This is a genomic window from Streptomyces sp. NPDC016562 (assembly GCF_043076955.1).
Taxonomy (GTDB): Bacteria; Actinomycetota; Actinomycetes; order Streptomycetales; family Streptomycetaceae; genus Streptomyces.
Genome location: NZ_JBIBRZ010000001.1, coordinates 1,365,161 through 1,384,622, shown reverse-complemented (window position 1 = coordinate 1,384,622; position 19,462 = coordinate 1,365,161). Strand labels below are relative to the sequence as shown.

Genomic DNA, 19,462 nt, shown 5'->3' with positions numbered 1-19,462 from the left:
CTTATGCCCCGGCGCGGGCCGCAGGATCCGGTGCGCGGCCCGGATCCACTCAGGTGCCGTGTGCGCGCAGCCGCCGGCCGACCTCGCCGAGCCCGTCGGCGAGTGCGTCGAGCTGTTCGGGCGTCAGCACGTCGACGAGGATCTCCCGGACCGTGGCCACGTGTCCCGGCGCGGCCTCCTCCAGCTTGGCGCTGCCGGCGTCGGTGAGGACGGCGAAGACGCCGCGCACGTCGGAGGGGCAGCTGCGCCGGCGGACCAGTCCCGCCTTCTCCATCTGGGTGACCTGGTAGGTCAGCCCGCTCTTGGAGTTGATCAGGCCGTTGGCGAGCTCGGTCATGCGCAGTTCGCGCCCGGGCGCCGCGGCGAGCCGCACGAGGATCTCGTACTGGGGGTGCGACAGTCCGGCCTCGTCCTTGAGCTGTTGGTCGAGGCGCCGGTTCACCAGGGCGGAGGCGGCCAGGAAGCCGCTCCAGGCGCGCATTTCGCGCTCGTCCAGCCATCTCGGTTCAGCCATGGGTCCAGATTACACGGGTTGTTCGAATTTGAATCACTGGCTAGGGTGCTGCCCGGTGGTTCGAATGTGAACAACCTCCCCGCCCCCACCGGGCCACCCGCCCGACCGGAAGGACCCTCCCCATGACCAGCCCCTCCGTGAGCCCGACCCAGTCGCAGGCCGCCGCCACCCAGTGGTCCGCTCCCGCCGGCCTCTCCACCCCCGGTCACGACACCGGTCTGCTGCTCCTGCGCCTCGTACTCGGCCTGACCATGGCCGGGCACGGCACGCAGAAGCTCTTCGGCTGGTTCGGGGGCGGCGGCGTCAGCGGCACCGGCCGCTTCTTCACCGCGAGCGGCTACCCCGCCGGGGACGCCATGGCGGTCCTCGCCGGCCTCACCGAGACCCTGGGCGGCCTCGGCCTCGCCCTCGGCCTGCTCACCCCGCTCGCCGGCGCCGCAATCGTCGGCACGCTCATCAACGCGATCGCCGTCCACGGCGCCGGCGCCTTCTTCGCCCCGAAGGGCATCGAGTACGAACTCCTGCTGACCGCGGGCGCCGCGGCCCTGGCCCTGACCGGCCCCGGACGGTACGCCGTCGACCGCTTCCTGCCCGTCCTGCGCGGCCACCGGCTGGCGCACGGAGCCCTCGCCGTCGCCCTCGGCGTCGTCCTCGCGGCCGTACTGCTCCTCGTCCGGGACTGACGTCACGGCCGTCCGCACGAAGATGCCCGGGGTCCGAGCTGATTGACCCCGGGTATTCGCGGGAAGAGCGGACAAATGACACAACCCATCGAAGACTACGCACTCATCGGCGATCTCATGACCAGCGCGCTGGTCGGCCGCGACGGGTCCATCGACTGGCTGTGCCTGCCGCACTTCGACTCCGCCGCCTGCTTCGCCAAGCTCCTCGGAGACGAGGAGAACGGCCACTGGCGCATCGCGCCGGCCGGCGCCGCGCCCTCCGAGCAGTGCACGCGCCGCGCCTACGTCGACGGCTCGCTGATCCTGGAGTCCTACTGGGAGACCGAGACCGGCACGGTCAAGGTCACCGACTTCATGCCGCAGCGGGACAGCGCACCCGACGTGATGCGCATCGTCGAAGGGCTCGACGGCGAGGTCACCGTCCGCAGCACCCTGCGCCTGCGCTTCGACTACGGCCACGTCGTGCCCTGGGTCCGCCGCTCCGACGGGCACCGCGTCGCCGTCGCCGGTCCCGACTCGGCGTGGTTCCGCAGCGAACCGCCCGTCCCCACCTGGGGCGAGGCCAACAGCACCTGCTCCGAGTTCACCGTCTCCGCCGGCCAGCGCGTCGCCTTCGTCCTCACCTGGCACCCGTCGCACGAACCCCGCCCCGAGCCCGTGGACCCGTACTCCGCCTTGGAGCACGGCCTCGCCGACTGGCGCGCGTGGACCTCCAAGTGCCTCTACGAGGGCCCCTACCGGGAGGCCGTCACCCGCTCCCTGATCACCCTCAAGGCCCTCACCTACGCCCCCACCGGCGGCATCGTCGCCGCGGCCACCACCTCCCTGCCCGAGGAGATCGGCGGCGTCCGCAACTGGGACTACCGCTACTGCTGGCTGCGCGACGCCACCCTCACCCTCGGCTCGCTCCTCGCCACCGGCTTCCTCGACGAGGCCCGCGCCTGGCGCGCCTGGCTGCTGCGCGCCGTCGCCGGCGACCCCGCCGACCTCCAGATCATGTACGGGATCAGCGGCGAGCGGCGGATCCCCGAGGTCGAGCTGCCCTGGCTGCGCGGCTACGCCTCCTCCGCCCCGGTCCGGATCGGCAACGCGGCCGTCGACCAGCTCCAGCTGGACGTGTACGGGGAGGTCCTCGACGCCCTCCACCTCGCCAGGGCCGCGGGGATCCCCGTCGAACGGCACGCCTGGAACATCCAGCTCGCGCTCCTCGACTTCCTGAGCCACAACTGGCGGCGGCCGGACGAGGGCCTGTGGGAGGTCCGCGGTCCGCGCCGCCACTTCGTGCACTCCAAGGTGATGGCCTGGGTCGCCGCCGACCGGGCCGTGCGCACCCTGGAGGAACACCCGTCCCTGCCCGGCGACGTGGAGCGCTGGCGGACCATGCGCGACGAGGTGCACCGCGACGTGTGCGAGAAGGGCTTCGACCCCGAGCGGGGCACCTTCACGCAGTACTACGGCTCCCGCGAACTCGACGCGGCGACCCTGCTCATCCCCAGGGTCGGCTTCCTGCCGGCCGACGACCCGCGCGTCATCGGGACGGTCGACGCCGTGCGCGCGGAGCTCGGCAGCAACGGGCTGGTCCGCCGCTACAGCACCGAAGGCCCCTCCGTCGACGGCCTGCCCGGCGACGAAGGGGCCTTCCTGGCCTGCTCGTTCTGGCTGGTCGACGCCCTGCACCTGACGGGCCGGGGCAAGGAGGCCCGCGCGCTGTTCGAACGGCTGCTCGCGGTGCGCAACGACGTGGGCCTGCTCGCGGAGGAGTACGACCCCGTCGCCGGACGCCAACTGGGCAACTTCCCGCAGGCGTTCAGCCACATCGGTCTGGTGAACACGGCGATCACCCTGGGGTTCGACGAGGAGGGGGCCGCCGACGCGGACTGAGGGGCGGCCCGCGGCGCCTGCGGAAGCTACGTCGCCCCTACGCCGCCCCGCCCGTGCGCAACGCCAGCAGCAGGGCGATGTCGTCCGGCCGGTCGGTGCTGCCGCCCGCCTCACCGATCAGCCGGTCGGCGGTCTCGGTCAGCGGGCTCGGCCGGGCCGCGGCCAGGGCCGTGCGCAGCCGCTCCACCCCGACGTCGATGTCGACGCCCGGCTTCTCCACCAGCCCGTCCGTGTACAGGGCGAGCACGGAGCCCCGGGCCAGCCGCAGTTCCGTGACCGGGTACGAGGCCTGCGGGTCGATGCCGAGCACGACCCCGCCCGCCAGGTCGAGCACCTCGGTGCGGCCGTCGGGGTGGCGCAGCAGCGGCTGCGGGTGGCCGGCCCGCACGGCCCGCACGAAGCCGGTCGCCGGGTCCAGCGACACGTAGCAGCAGCTGGCGAACTGGCCCGGATCCAGGTCGATGAGCAGCCGGTTCGTGCCGCTCATCACCTCCTGCGGCGTACTGCCGCTGAGCGCGAAGGCCCGTACCGCGCTGCGCAGTTGACCCATCGTCGCGGCGGCCGCCACCCCATGGCCCTGGACGTCCCCGATGACCAGCGCGAGCCGGCCGTCGTCGGTCTCGACGACGTCGTACCAGTCACCGCCGATGTCCATGCCGACCGTGCCCGGCAGGTACCGGGCGACCGTGTCCACGTGCGCGCACACCGGCAGCCGGTGCGGCAGCAGGGCCGACTGGAGCCCCCGGGCGCGCGCCGCCTCGTTGTCGTAGCGCTTGGCCCGTTCCAGGGCCTGCGCGATCAGACCGGCGAGCGCGGTCAGGACCGTACGCTCCTCCGGGCTGAAGCCGCGCGGCGTGTCGAAGCCGAGGATGCAGGAGCCGACCGGCCTGCCGGAGGCGATCAGGGGCAGGAAGGCGCGGGCGCCGAGGTGCGCGTCCAGCGGGATCCCCGGGTAGGCGGCGGCCAGTTTCTCCATCGACTCGAAGAACAGCGGCCGGCCCGTGGTCAGCGTCTCCACGCCCGGCAGCCGCGTGTCGAGCGAGACGCCGTCGAACCGGTTGAGGAAGCCCTGGGGGAAGCCCGTCTCCCAGGCCAGGTACAGATGCCGTTCGTCGAGCAGGTAGATCGCCAGCTGGCGGCCGCCGAAGGCGGGCAGCAGCTCCTCGGTGACCACCGCCGACACCTGGCGCGCCGTGACCGCCTCGGTCAGCGCGATCGCGAGGGCCACCGGGCGGTACAGCGCCGAGGCCCGGTCGGCCACGGAGCCGGGGCCCCCGCCCGGCTGGGCGACGGACTCGGGCGCGTAGTCGGGCTGTTCGGCGGCGCCGATCATCACGGTCAGTCCGTCGGAGCCGGGGTACAGGTCCACCGAGAGCCAGTCCCGGGCGTGGTGCCGGCCGCGCCGCACCGGGAAGTGCACCGCCTCGGTGGACAGGAACACGGCCCGGAAGTGGTCCTCGTAGGCGCGGTGCCCGAGCCAGGGAGCCGCCTCCCACAGCACCCTCCCCAGTAGCCGCGCCCTACTGAGGCCGAGCAGGGTCTCGGCGGCGGTGTTCGCGAAGCGGATCCGGCCCTGGCGGTCCAGGGAGAGCACCGCCTGCGCGAGTCGGTCCACGGCCGGGCCGGCGCCCCCGGCCCCGTCGGGCTCCGGGGGCGCCGGTACGTCGACCGGGTCCCCTTCCCAGACCACCGGCGCTCCGGCCGCCGCCAGCGCCGAGAGCTCCCGGGCCAGGGCCGCCGCGGCCTCGCGCATCCGCGCCCGGTCCGCGGCGCCGACCGGGACGCCGGGGGTGGCCGGGCGCAGCACCATCAGCACCCCGAACCGCTCGGGGCCGGCGGTGACCGGCTCGTACAGGGAGCCGAAGGGGAAGGGCAGCCCGGCCATCAGCTGCGGGAAGCGCCGCATGGCCGCCTCCGCGTCCGGCAGGTGCACGGACTGCCCGGAGCGGTACGCCTCGGCCACCGGGTAGGGGCGGTTCGTCTGGATCCGCCACCACGGACGGAACAGCGGCGCCGGCAGGCCCAGGAGCGTGGCCAGCAGGAGTTCCTCGGTGGAGGAGCGCAGGTAGACCCCGCCCGCGTACCCGCCGAGGGCCTCCACGGCGCCCGCCGCGGCACGCGCGAGCACCCGGGCCGTCGCGTCGGGGCCCGGGCCGGGGCTGTCCCCTCTCGCCGTCACACCGTCAGGATGCGCCTCCGGCTCCCGGCCCGGCATCCCGGCCACGCCACGGGGACCGCGGCCGCGCTCCCCGGCCGCGGCCGGAGCCGCGGTAGCCGGCCACCACCGCCGCCGACGCCAGCAGCAGCACCAGGGCCACCGCGCGCAGCGCGGACCCCATGGCGTCGGTGAAGGCGCCGGCCTGGGCCGGATCCGTCGGGTCCCCGTGGAAGCGGGAGGCCAGCACCGTGCCGACCACCGCCACGCCGAGGGCCGCGCCGATCTCGCGGGCCGCCGTGTTCAGCCCGGAGCCGAGCCCGGCCTGGTGCGCGGGCAGCTCCGCGACCACCGTCAGGGTCAGCGAGGGCGCGCACAGCCCGGTGCCGACGGACAGCACGAGCAGGTAGAGCGCGTACACGGCGTACGGAGTGCCCCCGTCGGCGGTGGAGACCAGGAGCAGTCCCGCCGCGATCAGACCCAGTCCGGCGCCGACCGGGAGCCGGGGACCGGTGTGCTCCTGGAGCCGGGCGCCGAACCTGGGGACCAGAGCCATGCCGACGGTCAGCGGGACGATCGCGGCGCCCGTCAGCGCCGGGGAGAAGCCCTTCGCGTACTGCAGGTACTGGGCGTTGACGAAGAACAGGGCGAAGAGCCCGAAGAAGGCGCTGCCGATGCCGAGCGTCCCGGCCCGCAGCCTGCGGGAGGCGAAGATCCGCGGGTCCAGCAGCGGGCGGGCGGTGCGCAGGGCATGGCCCGTGAAGGCGGCGAGCAGCCCGGCGCCGGCGCCGAACGCGGCGAGCACCCGGACCGAGGTCCAGCCGTACGCCGGGCCCTCGATGATCCCGTAGACCACGGCGAGCAGCGCTCCCGCGAGCAGGACCGCGCCGGCGGGGTCCACGGCGGCGTCGGACCGGGACGACGTACGGGGCACCGTACGGGCGACCGCGACGGCGAGGACCGCGCCGAGCGGGACGACGGCCCAGAACAGCGCACGCCAGGTCAGGAACTCCCCGGCCAGACCGCCGCCGACGTTGCCCGCCAGGCCCCCGAGGCCCGCGGACAGCGTCCAGGTGGCCAGGGCCTGCCCCCGGCGCTCGGGCGGGCTCAGGTGGACCAGGACGGACATGGTCGCGGGCATGATCAGGGCCGCGCCGGCCCCGCACAGGCCGCGCCCGGCGATCAGTACGGCCGGGTCCCGGGCGAGCGCGCTGACCGCCCCGCCCGCGGCGAACAGCGCGAGCCCGGCCAGGAGGGCGCCCTTGCGGCCGTACCGGTCGCCGAGGGCCCCGGCCGGGATCAGCAGGGCGGCGAAGACGATGACGTACGCGTCGACCGCCCACAGCAGCTCGCCGGGGGAGGGCCGCAGGGCGGACGCGGCGAGCTGCGGGATCAGCAGGTTGACGGCGGCGACCATGGCCTGCGCGACCAGCACGCAGGCGCACAGCGCGAGCAGGGCGGCCCGGGTCAGGACGGGCGGACCGGAGGCGCAGGGGTTCGGGGCGGACGGGCTCGGGGCAGGGCGGAGCACGGCTCCTCCTAGGGAGTCGGCGGGGAAGGGTGAAGGGGTCGCGGGTGCGGGGCCGAGGCAGGCGCCGGGGCCATCCCGCGCTCCCCACCGTAGAGTTGGGGCGACCTGCTTTCCAGTGCATGTTTCGCAAGGAATGAATGCGTGTGACGCAATCCGGCCCGGGCCACGGCCTCGACCTCAACCTCCTCGTGGCCCTCGACGTCCTCCTGGAGGAGTCGAGCGTGTCCCGTGCCGCCGCCCGCCTGCACCTGTCCGAGCCGGCCATGAGCCGCACCCTCGGGCGTATCCGCAAGGCACTCGGCGACCCCGTCCTGGTCCGGGCGGGCCGGAGCATGGTGCCCACCCCGCACGCCCTCGCCGTCCAGGGCGAGGTCCGCGCCGTCGTGGAACGGGCCCGCGCCCTCTTCCTGAGCGGGGGCCAGGTCGACCTGCCCCGCCTCGTCCGCACCTTCACCGTGCTCGCCAACGACGCCTTCACCGCGGTCCACGGAGCCACCCTCTTCACCCGCGTGACCGGGGAGGCGCCCGGAGTCCGGCTGCGCTTCCTGTCGGAGAGCCACGTGGACGTCCCGGCCCTGCGCGAGGGCGTCGCCGACCTGGAACTGGGCGTCATCGACGACCGTTCCCCCGAGGTGCGCGTCGAGCAGCTCACCGACGAGCGGATGATGGCCGTCGTACGCCCCGGCCATCCGCTGCTCCGCGGCCGCGTCACCGCGCGCCGGTTCGCCGCGGCCGAACACCTGATCGCCTCCCGGCGCGGCCGCCTGGAAGGCCCGGTGGACACCGCCCTCGCCGAACGGGGACTGTCCCGGCGGGTGGTGGGCGCCGTGGGGACCTACCCCGCCTCCCTGTTCGTGCTCCGCGAGAGCGACCTCGTGGGGCTCCTCACCACCCAGGCCGTGCCCCTCGCCGCCGCCCTGGGGCTGGAGGTCTTCGAGATCCCGCTCGACCTGCCGACGCTGCCCTTCGGGATGGCGTGGCACCCGCGCCACGACGCCGATCCGGGGCACGCCTGGCTGCGCGCCTGCGCGCGCGAACTGCTGCCCGTGCGGCGGGCCGGCCGCGGCGTCTCCGAGGAGCCGCAGCCGCACCGGGCGCCCTGACGCCTCCGGCCGGGCGAGGGGGATGGGCCGATCGGTTCCCTCGTCCGGGGGACGGCCGGGTGTGCGGACCGCCTCGGGACGCGCCGCGGGGCACGATACGCACGCGTCCCACCCCCCGGCAGGCCCCCGGAAGGCAGAGCATGCGGTTCCAGTACGACACCATCGGCGAGCGGTACGCGGAGTCCCGGACCACGGCGGGCTTCTCGGCGGCCGACACCTACACCCTGCACGGAGCCCTCGACGCACTCGGCGGGGTGCGCGGGCTCGACGCCCTCGACCTGGCCTGCGGATACGGCTACAACACCCGGCTGCTGGCCCGCGGCGGGGCCCGGCGGACCGTCGGCGTGGACGTCTCCGAGGAGATGATCAAGCTGGCCCGCGAGCACGAGGCGACGCGGGACCGGCCTGACGTCGAGTACCTCGTCGCCGACGCCGCCGGGCTGCCGGGCCTCGGCCCCTTCGACCTCGCCACCGCCGCGTACGTCTTCAGCTACGCGCCCGACCGCAGGTCCCTGCACGCGATGTTCCGCTCCGTGCGCGCCAGTCTGCGCTCCGGCGGGCGGCTGCTCGCCATCGTGCCCAACGCGGGGGCGTTCCCGCGCGTGGACTGGTCGCCGTACGGGGTCCGCATCCTCGACCGGGTCCCGGACGGGGACGCGCCGCTGCTGAAGGCGCACTTCCTCACCGAGCCGCCGGTGCCCTTCGAGTTCCGCGAGTGGGCGCACAGCGACCTCGCCGAGGCGGCCGTCGAGGCGGGGTTCGCCACCGTCGGCTGGCAGCCGAACCGGACGCCGCCCCCCGACTCCGAACGCGACGAGGCCTACTGGACGGCGTACCGCGCCTGGCCGATCAGCTCGCTGATGACCTGCACGGCGTAGCGCACGCCCGGCCCGTCACAGCTGCGCGGCCGAGCGGACCAGCTCCACGATCCGCTCGCGCGCCGCCCGTCCCTCCGGCACCGGCAGCAGCGGGTACCCGTGCGGCATCCCCGCCTCCTCGTGGAGGTCCACCTCGGCCCCTTCGGCGCGGGCCCGGCGCAACAGCTCCCTGCTGTCCGTGGCCAGCACGTCCCGGGTGCCGCTGAACACCGTCAGCGGCGCCAGCCCCGCGAAGGTGCCGTACAGCGGGCTCACCCGCGGATCGTCGGCGGCCAGCGTCCCGGCGTACAGCCGCCCGGCCTCGCGCAGCCCCGGGCGCGCCTGCACCGGATCGCTCGCCTCGATGGCCGCCTGGTCCGGATGGCTCATGGTCACGTCCAGCCAGGGCGAGACCAGCACGATCCGGGAGGGCTGCTCCCCGGTGCGGTCGCGCAGCCGCTGCGCCGCCGCCAGCGCCAGCCCGGCTCCGGCCGAGTCCCCCAGCAGCACCGTCCCGCCGTCTCCGCCGCTCGCGATCAGGCCGCTCAGCAGGTCCGCGGCGACCGGGACCGTCCGGTCGGCGGTACCGCGCGGGGCGAGGATGTAGGCGGGCACCACGACCCGCGCCCGTGCCCGCGTGACCAGGGTCCGGACCAGTGCCCAGTGCGGGCGGACCAGTTCGTCGACGTAACCGCCGCCGTGCAGGTAGAGCACCTGGGCCGCGGGCTCGGCCCCGAGCGGGGCCACCTCGTACACCGGCCAGGCCCCGACGAAGGTCCGCGAGACGTCCGCGACCCGGCCCAGCGACCGCGGCGGCAGGTGGGACGCGGGCCGGCGGGCCGAGCGCGCCACCCGAGCCCCGACCGCATCGGCGCTCGCGAACCGTCTTCGCCGTCCCGCTGCGGTCAGCGCCACCGACAGCGCCCTGCTGCGCAGACTCGGCACGCCCCTCACCTCCCCTTTTCCCCGCCCAGCCACCGGCGAGTCGCCCCCTGGCCCGTCAACGGAGGAGCATAGGCGTGAAGCTGCACTGTCGACCCGCTTAAGAAAGTCTCGATGGACTGATCACGATGCCGATCGGCAGATTGGTGCCCGTCACCGACGCCGTCCGGGCCCGCACGCCCCCGGCGCCCCCTTCCGCATGCCTGGAGCCACCCTCATGAAGGCACTCGTCAAGCACAAGGCCGAGCCCGGACTGTGGCTCATGGACGTCCCCGAGCCCGAGTACGGCCCCGGCGACGTGCTGATCAAGGTGCTGCGCACCGGCATCTGCGGGACCGACCTGCACATCCGTGCATGGGACGGCTGGGCGCAGGGCGCGGTCAAGACCCCGCTCGTCCTCGGCCACGAGTTCGTCGGCGAGGTGGCGGCGCTCGGCGCGGACGTCCACGACATCGAGGTCGGCGCGCTGGTCAGTGGCGAGGGCCACCTGGTGTGCGGCAAGTGCCGCAACTGCCTGGCCGGCCGCCGCCACCTGTGCCGCAGCACGATCGGGCTCGGCGTGGGCCGCGACGGCGCCTTCGCCGAGTACGTGGTGCTGCCCGCGCAGAACGTGTGGGTGCACCGCACCGCGGTGGACCTGGACGTCGCGGCCATCTTCGACCCGTTCGGCAACGCCGTGCACACCGCGCTGTCCTTCCCGCTGGTCGGTGAGGACGTGCTGATCACGGGCGCCGGCCCGATCGGGATCATGGCGGCCGCCGTGGCCCGGCACGCCGGCGCCCGCAGCGTGGTCATCACCGACGTCAGCCCCGAGCGGCTGGAGATCGCCCGCAAGGCCGGCGCCACGCTCGCGGTGAACGTCGCCGAGTCCTCCATCGCCGACGCCCAGCGGCAGCTGGGCCTGCGCGAGGGCTTCGACATCGGCCTGGAGATGTCCGGCCGCGCCGAGGCCATGCGCGACATGATCGACAACATGACGCACGGCGGCCGGATCGCCATGCTGGGTCTGCCCGCGCAGGAGTTCCCGGTGGACTGGGCGAAGGTCGTCACCTCGATGATCACCATCAAGGGCATCTACGGCCGCGAGATGTTCGAGACCTGGTACGCGATGACCGTGCTGCTGGAAGGCGGGCTCGACCTCAGCCCGGTCATCACCGGCCGCTACTCGCACCGCGACTTCGAGGCCGCCTTCGACGAGGCGTCGACCGCCCGCAGCGGCAAGATCATCCTGGACTGGACCGCGTAGGCACCCGCCCCGCCCCGGTCCCCCCGAACCATTTCCCTCCGGCCGGGCCCCGCTCACCCTCCCCCCTCCGCGGGGCCCGGCCCCCCTCCGCCGCACTAGGAGAACGCAGCATGTTCGAGTCCGTCCGCGACGACCTGCGCACCACCCTCGACGAGATCCGCGCCGCCGGCCTGCACAAGCCCGAGCGCGTCATCGGCACCCCGCAGAACGCGGCCGTGGCCGTCACCTCCGGCGGCGCCGCCGGTGAGGTGCTCAACTTCTGCGCCAACAACTACCTCGGTCTGGCCGACCACCCCGAGGTCGTCGCCGCCGCGAAGGACGCGCTGGACCGCTGGGGCTACGGCATGGCCTCCGTCCGCTTCATCTGCGGTACCCAGGAGGTGCACAAGGAGCTGGAGGCCCGGCTGTCGGCCTTCCTCGGCCAGGAGGACACGATCCTCTACTCCTCCTGCTTCGACGCCAACGGCGGTGTCTTCGAGACCCTGCTCGGCGCCGAGGACGCGGTCATCTCCGACGCCCTCAACCACGCCTCGATCATCGACGGCATCCGCCTCTCCAAGGCCCGCCGCTTCCGCTACGCCAACCGCGACATGGCCGAGCTGGAAGCCCGCCTGAAGGAAGCCACCGAGGGCGGCGCCCGCCGCAAGCTGATCGTCACCGACGGCGTCTTCTCCATGGACGGCTACGTGGCCCCCCTCCAGGAGATCTGCGACCTCGCCGAGCGCTACGACGCCATGGTCATGGTCGACGACTCGCACGCCGTCGGCTTCGTCGGCCCCGGCGGCCGCGGCACCCCGGAACTGCACGGGGTCATGGACCGCGTCGACATCATCACCGGCACCCTCGGCAAGGCGCTGGGCGGCGCCTCCGGAGGCTACGTCGCCGCCCGCGCCGAGATCGTGGAGCTGCTGCGCCAGCGCTCGCGCCCGTACCTCTTCTCCAACTCCCTCGCCCCGGTCATCGCGGCGGCCTCCCTCAAGGTCCTCGACCTGCTGGAGTCGGCCGGTGACCTGCGCGAACACCTCGCCGCCAACACCGAGCTCTTCCGCACGAAGATGACCGAGGCCGGTTTCGAGATCCTGCCCGGCGACCACGCCATCGCGCCCGTGATGATCGGCGACGCGGCGGAGGCGGCCCGCATGGCGGAGCTGCTCCTGGAGCGCGGCGTGTACGTGATCGGCTTCTCCTACCCGGTGGTGCCGATGGGCGCGGCCCGGATCCGCGTCCAGCTCTCCGCGGCCCACTCGACGGCCGACGTGGAGCGCGCGGTCGCGGCCTTCGTCGACGCCCGCGCGGCTCTTTCCGCTGCTCAGGGCTGACATCATGGAGGGGTGATCGACCCCCGCCGGCTGCGCATCCTGCGGGCCGTGGCGGACCACCGTACGGTGACCGCCGCGGCCGCAGCCCTGTACCTGACCCCCTCGGCCGTCTCCCAGCAGCTCGCCGCGCTGGAGCAGGAGACCGGCCACGCGCTGCTGACCCGCAGCGGCCGGGGCGTACGGCTCACCGCGGCCGGTGAGATCCTGCTCGGCCACGCCCACGAGGTGCTGGCCCAGCTGGAGCGGGCGGAGGCCGAACTCGCGGCGTACGCGGGCGGCTCGGCCGGCGAGGTCACGGTGGCCGCCTTCGCCACCGGCATCGCGGAGGTGCTGGCCCCGGCGATCACCCGGCTCGCGCGGGAGCGTCCCGGGATCCGGCTGCGGGTACGGGACGCCGAGGGCGACCAGAGCCTGCCCCTGCTGCTGGATGGCGAGGCCGACCTCGCGCTGGCCGTCGAGTACCGCGGCGGGCCCGGCGCCGACGACGGGCGGCTCTCCGTCCTCCCGCTGTACGCGGAGCCCTTCGACGCGGTCCTGCCCTCCGGGCACCCGCTCGCCGATCTGCCCGCGGTCTCGCTGGCCGACCTCTCCGACTCGGACTGGGTGGGCCAGTACCCCGGCAACCCCTGCCACGACGTGACGCTGCTCGCCTGCGAACTGGCCGGCTTCCAGCCGCGGTTCGTCCACTCCTCCGACGACTTCCGCGCGGTGACGGCGCTGGTGGGAGCCGGGGCCGGAGTGGCTCTCGTACCGCGGTCCGCGCTGCGGGGCATCGACCTCAAGGAGGTCCAGGTCCGCCCGGTCGCCGGTCCCGCCGCCACCCGGCGCGTCTTCGCCGCCACCCGCCGCGGCGCGGAGAGCCACCCGCTGATCGCGCCCGTCCTGGCGGCCCTGGTCCGCGAGTCGGAGCGGCTTCCGGCGCATTGAGGGGCGCGTCCGCCGCGCCGGGGGCGCCGGGCGACGGTGTCGCGCGGGCCGTACGGGTGAACCGGTGGGCGCCCCCTGCGGAGCGGAGCGTGAGCGGCCGAAGAGTGGGGTGAGCCGTACACCGACCACGGAGGCATCATGGCCCGAGTCACCGCCGATACCGCTCCCGAATACCTCAGCCAGACGGCCGAACCGGTCCGTGCGCACCTGTCCGCCGCGACACAGCTGGAAACCTTCCTGGCGGGCGCCGGCGCCCTCACCCTGGAACAGCGCATGCTGCTCGTCGACCAGGCCCTGGTGCTCATGGAGGGCAACTACGTCCACCTGCCGCTGAAGATCGCGATGCACGCGGTCAACCCCGTACAGCGGCTGCGGCTCATCCGCCGGCAGCTGGAGCAGCAGACGCCGGCCACCATGCCGCCGGAGTGGATGTTCCACTCGGAGATGTCCAAGGTCTTCCACTCGATCCGGGACCTGCACACCAACTACCAGCTGCCCGAGCCGTTCATCGGGAAGATCGCCTTCCTCCCCTTCCGGGTCGAGGAGTGCACCGACGGACCCGAGCCCCGCTTCCTGGTCACGCGCATCACCCAGGGGTTCTCCGCGCCGGGCTTCGCTCCGGGCGTCGAGGTCACCCACTGGAGCGGCGTCCCCATCGAGACGGCCGTCGAGCTCTTCGCCGCCCGGTTCGCCGGCAGCAACGCGGCGGCGCGCCGCAGCCGCGGCATCCAGTCGCTGACGGTGCGTTCGCTCTCGGCCCACCTGCCCCCCTTCGAGGAATGGGTGACCGTCAGCTACACCGGCGCCGACGGCACCGCCCGCGAGCTGCGCGAGAACTGGCAGGTCGTGGAGAACCTCCCGCCGATGCCCGGCCCGACCGGTGAGGCCGCACTCGCCATGGGGGTGGACTACGAGGCCGAGGAGATCGGCCGGGCGAACGTCATGCTCTTCGTCCCCCACGTCGTCGAGCAGCAGAGGGCGGTCGACTCGGGGGAGACGCCCGACTCCGCGGCGGGCGAGACCGCGAGCACGATGCCGCAGGTGTTCACGGCCCGCACCGTCCAGACCCCCTCGGGCACCTTCGGTCACCTCCGCATCCACACCTTCCACGTGGACAGCGCCGACGCCTTCGTGAAGGAGTTCGTCCGGCTCATCGGCCTGCTGCCCCAGAACGGCCTGATCGTCGACGTGCGCGACAACGGCGGCGGCCTGGTCCTGGCGTCCGAGCTCACCCTGCAGACCCTGACGCCGCGTCGGATCACGCCGGAGCCCTTCCAGTTCATCAACACCCCGCTCAACCTGCGCATCTGCCGCAACAGCCCCAGCCTCAGACCCTGGCTGGAGTCGATGGAGCAGGCGGTCGAGACCGGTTCGACCTTCTCCGCCGGCGTCCCCATCACCCCGGAGGCCCGCGCCAACGCCATCGGTCAGCAGTACTTCGGCCCGGTCGTCCTCATCACCAACGCCCGCTGCTACTCGGCCACCGACATGTTCGCCGCCGGCTTCCAGGACCACCGGATCGGCACGGTGCTCGGAACCGACGACAACACCGGGGCCGGCGGCGCCAACGTGGTCACGCAGGGCGAGATCATGACGTTCTTCCCCATCCCGGACTCCCCGTACGTCCCCCTGCCGAACGGGGCGGGCATGCGGGTGTCGATCCGCCGGTCCCTGCGCGTCGGCGACCGGGCCGGTACGCCCCTGGAGGACCTCGGCGTCGTACCGGACCAACGGCACCGCATGACCCGCCGGGACCTCCTGGAGAGCAACGTGGACCTGCTGGCGCGGGCCGGTGAGCTCCTGAAGACGCAGCCGGTGCGGGAGTTGACCATCACCGACGCCACGCGCGCCGACGGCTCCCTGCGCCTCAAGCTGAGGACCGCCAACATCGACCGCCTGGACGTCTACCTCGACCGGCGGCCGCGCACCTCCGTGGACGTCCCCGACGGCCAGGCGGAGGTCACGGTGCCCGGCGCGACCGCCGCCAGGGCGGTGCGCGTGGACGGATTCGCCCGGGGCGAGCTCGTCGCCAGCCGCACGCAGCCCCTGTAGCGCCGGCGGGTGGGTGGCCGGGGCCGCCGGCCACCCACCGCCCCTCACACCCTCAGTACCTCGACCCCCGCCGCGGCGAAGGACTGCGCCACGCCCGCCGCCAGGCCCGTGTCCGTGACCAGGACGTCCACCGACGAGGTCGCGCAGATACGGGCGAAGGCGCGCACGCCGAGTTTGCTGGAGTCCGCGGCGATCACCACGCGGCGGGCCCGCTCGCACAGCAGGCGGTTGATCGACGCCTCGTCCTCGTGCCGGGTCGCCGCACCGTCCACCGGGTCGAAGCCGTCCACGCCGACCACTGCGGTGTCCACCGCGAGCTGCCCGAGCACCTGCTCGGCGAGCGGGCCGGTCAGTTCGTACGACTGGGGGCGGGCCACGCCGCCCGTCAGCACGATCTTGAACTGCGGCCGGATGACCAGCTCGCCCGCGATGTTGAGGGCGTTGGTCACCACCGTCAGCGCCGGAGCACCCGAGCCCAGGTCCGGGCGTCCGGCCAGGGCCCGCGCGACCTCGGTGGTCGTGGTGCCGCCCGTCAGGCCGATCACCTCGCCCGGCGTGATCAGGGCGGCCACCGCCTCGCTGATGCGGCGCTTCTCGGCGGCGCGCCGGGACGTGCGGTAGCGCAGGGGGAGTTCGTACGAGACCCCGTGCAGGACGGCGCCGCCGCGCGTGCGCACCAGCAGCTGCTGCTCGGCGAGCTGATCGAGGTCGCGGCGGATGGTCGCCGCGGACACGCCGAGGTCCTGCGCCGCCGGTTCCACCTCCAGCTCGCCCCGCTCCACCAGCAGGTCCAGCAGTGCCTGCCAGCGCTCTTTGCGGGTCATCGGCCGCCCCCTTCGGTGATCCCTTGGCCTACCCGGCGACACTAACGCAGGTGGTCATCCCCGTGGTTGCTTGAAGTTGCTTGAAAATGCCAGCTATCTTGCAGGAAAACGCAATTCAGCATGCAGATCAGCCTGCCGCACGAGGGAGCCTGTATGAGTCACGTCGCGTACGAGTTGGGCACGCAGCCCGCATGCTGGGAGCGGGCCGCCGAACTGGCCCCGGCCCGGCGGGCGGTGCTGCCGCAGCCGGGGGAGCGTACCGCGATCGTCGGCTGCGGGACCTCCTACTACATGGCCCAGGCGGCCGCCGTGCTGCGCGAGGAGGCCGGGCAGGGCGAGACGGACGCCTTCCCCGCCTCGGAGTTCCCGCGCCACCGCCGCTACGACCGGGTCGTCGCCCTGACCCGCTCCGGCACCACCACCGAGGTACTGGACCTGCTGGCCGCGCTGCGGGACGCCGCGGTGCCCACCACCGCCGTCGTCGGTGATCCGGCGACCCCGGTGATGACCGTCGCCGACGAGCTCGTCGTCCTCGACTTCGCCGACGAACGCTCCGTCGTGCAGACCCGCTTCGCGACCACCGCCCTCACCCTGCTGCGCGCCCACCTCGGGCTGCACACCGCCGCCGTGGTGGACGACGCCCGCACCGCCCTGGCCGAGCCGCTCCCCGCGGACCTGGAGAGCCGGGGCCAGTTCACCTTCCTCGGCCGCGGCTGGAGCGTCGGACTCGCCCACGAGGCCGCGCTGAAGATGCGCGAGGCCTCGCTGTCCTGGGCCGAGTCCTACCCGGCGATGGAGTACCGGCACGGGCCGATCAGCGTCTCCGGGCCCGGCACCGTCACCTGGTGCCTCGGCGAGGCCCCCGACGGGCTCGCCGCACAGGTCGGCGCCACCGGCTCCCGCTGGGTGGCCGGGGGGCTCGACCCGCTCGCCGAACTGGTCCGCGTGCACCGCCTCGCCCTCGCCGTCGCCGCCCACCGGCAGCTGGATCCGGACGCGCCGCGCCACCTCACCCGCTCGGTGATCCTCTCCACCGGCGAGGAGGCGGTCCGATGAGCCTGGTACCCGCCGGCCCGCTCGTCCTGGAAGCGGCCCGCGCGGGCCGCGCCGTCGCCGCCTTCAACATCATCACGCTGGAGCACGCCGAAGCCGTCGTCGCCGGCGCCGAGGCGGCCGGGGTGCCGGTCATCCTGCAACTGAGCGAGAACGCCGTGAAGTTCCGCGGCGGCCGGCTGCTGCCCATCTCCCGGGCCGCCGTCGCCTGCGCGGAGGCCGCCGCCGTGCCCATCGGCCTGCACCTGGACCACGTCAAGAGCCCCGAGCTGCTGCGCCAGGCCTGCGACGCGGGATACAGCTCGGTGATGTACGACGCCGCGCAGCTCCCGTACGCCGAGAACCTGGAGGCCACCCGCTCGGCCGCCGACTGGGCCCATGCCAACGGGCTCTGGATCGAAGCCGAGCTGGGCGAGGTGGGCGGCAAGAACGGGGCCGCACCGCTGGACCCGCACGCGCCCGGCGCCCGTACCGACCCCGACGAGGCACGGCGGTTCGTCACCGACTCCGGCGTGGACGCGCTGGCCGTCGCCATCGGCAGCAGCCACGCGATGACCAGCCGGACCGCGGCCCTGGACCACGGGCTGCTGGCGCGGCTGGCCAAGACGGTGGACGTACCGCTCGTCCTGCACGGCTCCTCCGGGCTGCCGGACGCCGAGCTCGCGGCGGCCGTCGCGGGCGGCATCCGCAAGGTCAACATCGGCACCGCCCTCAACGTGGCCATGACCGAGGCCATCCGCACCCACCTGACCCCGGCCGATCCCCGGCCGTACCTGACGGCAGCCCGTACGGCGATGGCGGCGACGGCCGCCGCCATGATCAGCGCCCTGAACTGAGCGGCACCGGGGGGGGGCGGAGCCTGCCGAGCCTGCCGAGCCCGCCGGGCACGCCCCCGCGCCCCGTCGATACGACCCCTTCCCAATTTTTGTAACAGGTTCTAGTGTGACCGCCGCCGCCACGCCGACCGGCTGGACCACGAGATCCCGGAGGGGCCCGTGCACCTCGAATACACGCCCGAGCAGCAGCGGTTGCGCACCGAACTGCGCGCCTACTTCGCCGAGCTGGTGCCGGACGACGTCCACGACCGCTACCGGGACCCGGCCGCCCAGAAGCAGTACTACCGCCAGACCATCCGCCGGCTCGGCGCCGACGGCTGGCTGGGGGTCGGCTGGCCGAAGGAGTACGGGGGCCGCGGGATGTCCCCGATGGACCAGTTCATCTTCTTCGACGAGGCCGCGCAGGCCGTCGTACCGCTGCCCCTGATGGCCCTCAACACGGTCGGGCCGACCCTCATGCAGTTCGGCACCGACGAGCAGAAGGCGTACTTCCTGCCCAAGATCCTCGCGGGGGAGATCGACTTCGCCATCGGCTACAGCGAGCCCGATGCCGGCACCGACCTCGCCGCGCTCAAGTGCAAGGCCGTACGCGAGGGCGACGAGGAGAGCGGCACCTACGTCGTCAACGGGCAGAAGATCTGGACCACCAACGGAGACACCGCCGACTGGGTCTGGCTCGCCGTCCGCACCGACCCGGACGCCCCCGCGCACCAGGGCATCACCATGCTCCTCGTCCCGACCTCGGACCCCGGCTACTCCTGCACCCTCATCAACACCCTCGCCTCGCACGACACCACCGCCAGCTACTACGAGGACATCCGCGTGCCCGCGACCCGCCGCGTCGGCCGGGAGAACAAGGGCTGGCGGCTGATCACCAACCAGCTCAACCACGAGCGCGTCACCCTGGCCGCGCACGGCACCATGGCCATCCGCGCCCTGCACGACGTCCAGCGCTGGGCCGCCGGGACGAAGCTCGCCGACGGCCGCCGCGTCATCGACCTCGCCTGGGTCCGCACCCGCCTCGCCCGCACCCACGCCCGGCTCGACGCGATGAAGCTGCTCAACTGGCAGATGGTCAACGCCGTCCAGGAGGGCACCCTCACCCCCCAGGACGCCTCCGCCGTCAAGGTGTACGGCTCCGAGGCGCGCCGGGACGCCTACGCCTGGCTCATGGAGGTCGTCGGCGCGGCCGGCTCCCTCAAGGACGGCTCGGCGGGCGCGGTCCTGCACGGCGAACTGGAACGCGGCTACCGCAGCGCCGTGATCTTCACCTTCGGCGGCGGCAACAACGAGATCCAGCGGGAGATCATCTCCTGGATCGGCCTGGGCATGCCCCGCGTCCGCCGGTAGGCCGTCTCCCCGGCCTCGGGCCTGGCCGAAATCCGCTGTGGCGCCGCCGCGCCGCGCTCGCGTACGGTTCCCTCCCCGGCTGGACGCACCAGCCGTACGGGCGGGACGCACCGGCACCGCGCGGCGTCACCCGGCGCCCGCGCCTCACCGGACGCGTGCGGCGCAGCGTTCCCGCAGGTCTACGCACGT

At 73.9% G+C, this 19,462-nt stretch carries 16 protein-coding genes; 11 read left to right on the top strand and 5 right to left on the bottom strand.

Features of this window, described 5'->3' with window-relative positions:
* Window positions 1-49: 49 nt before the first annotated feature.
* A complete protein-coding gene (locus ACF059_RS06395; RefSeq protein WP_361942856.1) occupies window positions 50-514 on the bottom strand; it encodes a MarR family transcriptional regulator in 465 nt (154 codons plus the stop codon).
* 122 nt (window positions 515-636) lie between these two features.
* Here ACF059_RS06395 and ACF059_RS06390 point away from each other — a divergent pair, with 122 nt between their 5' ends.
* Both ACF059_RS06390 and ACF059_RS06385 read left to right on the top strand, forming a co-directional pair.
* Complete coding sequence (locus ACF059_RS06390; protein WP_392052148.1) at window positions 637-1,197, top strand: DoxX family membrane protein; 561 nt, start codon at window positions 637-639, stop codon at window positions 1,195-1,197.
* A gap of 75 nt (window positions 1,198-1,272) precedes the next feature.
* On the top strand, window positions 1,273-3,078 hold the full coding sequence (locus ACF059_RS06385) for a glycoside hydrolase family 15 protein (RefSeq protein ID WP_392052145.1): 1,806 nt from the start codon (window positions 1,273-1,275) through the stop codon (window positions 3,076-3,078).
* Between the two features lie 37 nt (window positions 3,079-3,115).
* On the opposite strand, the gene ACF059_RS06380 is transcribed toward ACF059_RS06385, so the two are convergent.
* Both ACF059_RS06380 and ACF059_RS06375 read right to left on the bottom strand, forming a co-directional pair.
* The gene (locus ACF059_RS06380; protein WP_392053107.1) at window positions 3,116-5,293 is read right to left on the bottom strand and encodes a SpoIIE family protein phosphatase; all 2,178 of its coding nucleotides are present in this window, start codon (window positions 5,291-5,293) and stop codon (window positions 3,116-3,118) included.
* Complete coding sequence (locus tag ACF059_RS06375) at window positions 5,262-6,764, bottom strand: MFS transporter (RefSeq protein WP_392052142.1); 1,503 nt, start codon at window positions 6,762-6,764, stop codon at window positions 5,262-5,264. Before ACF059_RS06375 ends, ACF059_RS06380 begins: the two co-directional genes overlap by 32 nt.
* A 137-nt stretch (window positions 6,765-6,901) precedes the next feature.
* On the opposite strand from ACF059_RS06375, the gene ACF059_RS06370 reads away from it, so the two are divergent.
* Window positions 6,902-7,867, top strand: a complete 966-nt coding sequence (locus ACF059_RS06370; RefSeq protein ID WP_392052139.1) for a LysR family transcriptional regulator — start codon at window positions 6,902-6,904, stop codon at window positions 7,865-7,867.
* A 140-nt stretch (window positions 7,868-8,007) separates the two neighbouring features.
* On the top strand, window positions 8,008-8,745 hold the full coding sequence (locus ACF059_RS06365) for a class I SAM-dependent methyltransferase (protein WP_392052136.1): 738 nt from the start codon (window positions 8,008-8,010) through the stop codon (window positions 8,743-8,745).
* A 15-nt stretch (window positions 8,746-8,760) separates the two neighbouring features.
* On the opposite strand, the gene ACF059_RS06360 is transcribed toward ACF059_RS06365, so the two are convergent.
* Window positions 8,761-9,669, bottom strand: a complete 909-nt coding sequence (locus tag ACF059_RS06360) for an alpha/beta hydrolase fold domain-containing protein (protein WP_392052133.1) — start codon at window positions 9,667-9,669, stop codon at window positions 8,761-8,763.
* A gap of 214 nt (window positions 9,670-9,883) precedes the next feature.
* Between ACF059_RS06360 and tdh the strand changes: the two genes are divergently transcribed.
* The 4 genes from tdh to ACF059_RS06340 all read left to right on the top strand — a co-directional run bounded on the left by tdh (window position 9,884) and on the right by ACF059_RS06340 (window position 15,210).
* A complete protein-coding gene (tdh, locus tag ACF059_RS06355) occupies window positions 9,884-10,912 on the top strand; it encodes an L-threonine 3-dehydrogenase (protein WP_392052130.1) in 1,029 nt (342 codons plus the stop codon).
* A gap of 110 nt (window positions 10,913-11,022) precedes the next feature.
* The gene (locus tag ACF059_RS06350; protein WP_392052127.1) at window positions 11,023-12,231 is read left to right on the top strand and encodes a glycine C-acetyltransferase; all 1,209 of its coding nucleotides are present in this window, start codon (window positions 11,023-11,025) and stop codon (window positions 12,229-12,231) included.
* A 12-nt stretch (window positions 12,232-12,243) separates the two neighbouring features.
* Window positions 12,244-13,158, top strand: a complete 915-nt coding sequence (locus ACF059_RS06345) for a LysR substrate-binding domain-containing protein (protein ID WP_361942832.1) — start codon at window positions 12,244-12,246, stop codon at window positions 13,156-13,158.
* 138 nt (window positions 13,159-13,296) lie between these two features.
* Entirely contained in the window at window positions 13,297-15,210 is a 1,914-nt protein-coding gene (locus ACF059_RS06340; protein ID WP_392052124.1) for a S41 family peptidase, read from the top strand.
* Between the two features lie 44 nt (window positions 15,211-15,254).
* On the opposite strand, the gene ACF059_RS06335 is transcribed toward ACF059_RS06340, so the two are convergent.
* Window positions 15,255-16,034: a DeoR/GlpR family DNA-binding transcription regulator gene (locus tag ACF059_RS06335; RefSeq protein WP_392052121.1), complete on the bottom strand. Its 780-nt coding sequence runs from the start codon at window positions 16,032-16,034 to the stop codon at window positions 15,255-15,257.
* A 153-nt stretch (window positions 16,035-16,187) separates the two neighbouring features.
* Between ACF059_RS06335 and ACF059_RS06330 the strand changes: the two genes are divergently transcribed.
* From ACF059_RS06330 to ACF059_RS06320, 3 genes are all read left to right on the top strand, one after another.
* On the top strand, window positions 16,188-17,090 hold the full coding sequence (locus ACF059_RS06330; protein ID WP_392052117.1) for an SIS domain-containing protein: 903 nt from the start codon (window positions 16,188-16,190) through the stop codon (window positions 17,088-17,090).
* Complete coding sequence (locus ACF059_RS06325; protein WP_392052114.1) at window positions 17,087-17,923, top strand: class II fructose-bisphosphate aldolase; 837 nt, start codon at window positions 17,087-17,089, stop codon at window positions 17,921-17,923. Before ACF059_RS06330 ends, ACF059_RS06325 begins: the two co-directional genes overlap by 4 nt.
* A gap of 159 nt (window positions 17,924-18,082) precedes the next feature.
* Window positions 18,083-19,273: an acyl-CoA dehydrogenase family protein gene (locus ACF059_RS06320; RefSeq protein ID WP_392052111.1), complete on the top strand. Its 1,191-nt coding sequence runs from the start codon at window positions 18,083-18,085 to the stop codon at window positions 19,271-19,273.
* Window positions 19,274-19,462: the final 189 nt, after the last annotated feature.

What these genes read in the sequence shown, in the direction of transcription:
- ACF059_RS06370 (WP_392052139.1), top strand. Translation starts at nt 6,902, where the DNA reads ATGCGTGTGACGCAATCCGGCCCGGGCCACGGCCTCGACCTCAACCTC.
- ACF059_RS06365 (WP_392052136.1), top strand. Translation starts at nt 8,008, where the DNA reads ATGCGGTTCCAGTACGACACCATCGGCGAGCGGTACGCGGAGTCCCGG.
- tdh (WP_392052130.1), top strand. Translation starts at nt 9,884, where the DNA reads ATGAAGGCACTCGTCAAGCACAAGGCCGAGCCCGGACTGTGGCTCATG.
- ACF059_RS06325 (WP_392052114.1), top strand. Translation starts at nt 17,087, where the DNA reads ATGAGCCTGGTACCCGCCGGCCCGCTCGTCCTGGAAGCGGCCCGCGCG.
- ACF059_RS06335 (WP_392052121.1), bottom strand. Translation starts at nt 16,034, where the DNA reads ATGACCCGCAAAGAGCGCTGGCAGGCACTGCTGGACCTGCTGGTGGAG.
- ACF059_RS06340 (WP_392052124.1), top strand. Translation starts at nt 13,297, where the DNA reads ATGGCCCGAGTCACCGCCGATACCGCTCCCGAATACCTCAGCCAGACG.
- ACF059_RS06330 (WP_392052117.1), top strand. Translation starts at nt 16,188, where the DNA reads ATGAGTCACGTCGCGTACGAGTTGGGCACGCAGCCCGCATGCTGGGAG.
- ACF059_RS06395 (WP_361942856.1), bottom strand. Translation starts at nt 514, where the DNA reads ATGGCTGAACCGAGATGGCTGGACGAGCGCGAAATGCGCGCCTGGAGC.
- ACF059_RS06385 (WP_392052145.1), top strand. Translation starts at nt 1,273, where the DNA reads ATGACACAACCCATCGAAGACTACGCACTCATCGGCGATCTCATGACC.
- ACF059_RS06380 (WP_392053107.1), bottom strand. Translation starts at nt 5,293, where the DNA reads ATGCCGGGCCGGGAGCCGGAGGCGCATCCTGACGGTGTGACGGCGAGA.
- ACF059_RS06350 (WP_392052127.1), top strand. Translation starts at nt 11,023, where the DNA reads ATGTTCGAGTCCGTCCGCGACGACCTGCGCACCACCCTCGACGAGATC.
- ACF059_RS06390 (WP_392052148.1), top strand. Translation starts at nt 637, where the DNA reads ATGACCAGCCCCTCCGTGAGCCCGACCCAGTCGCAGGCCGCCGCCACC.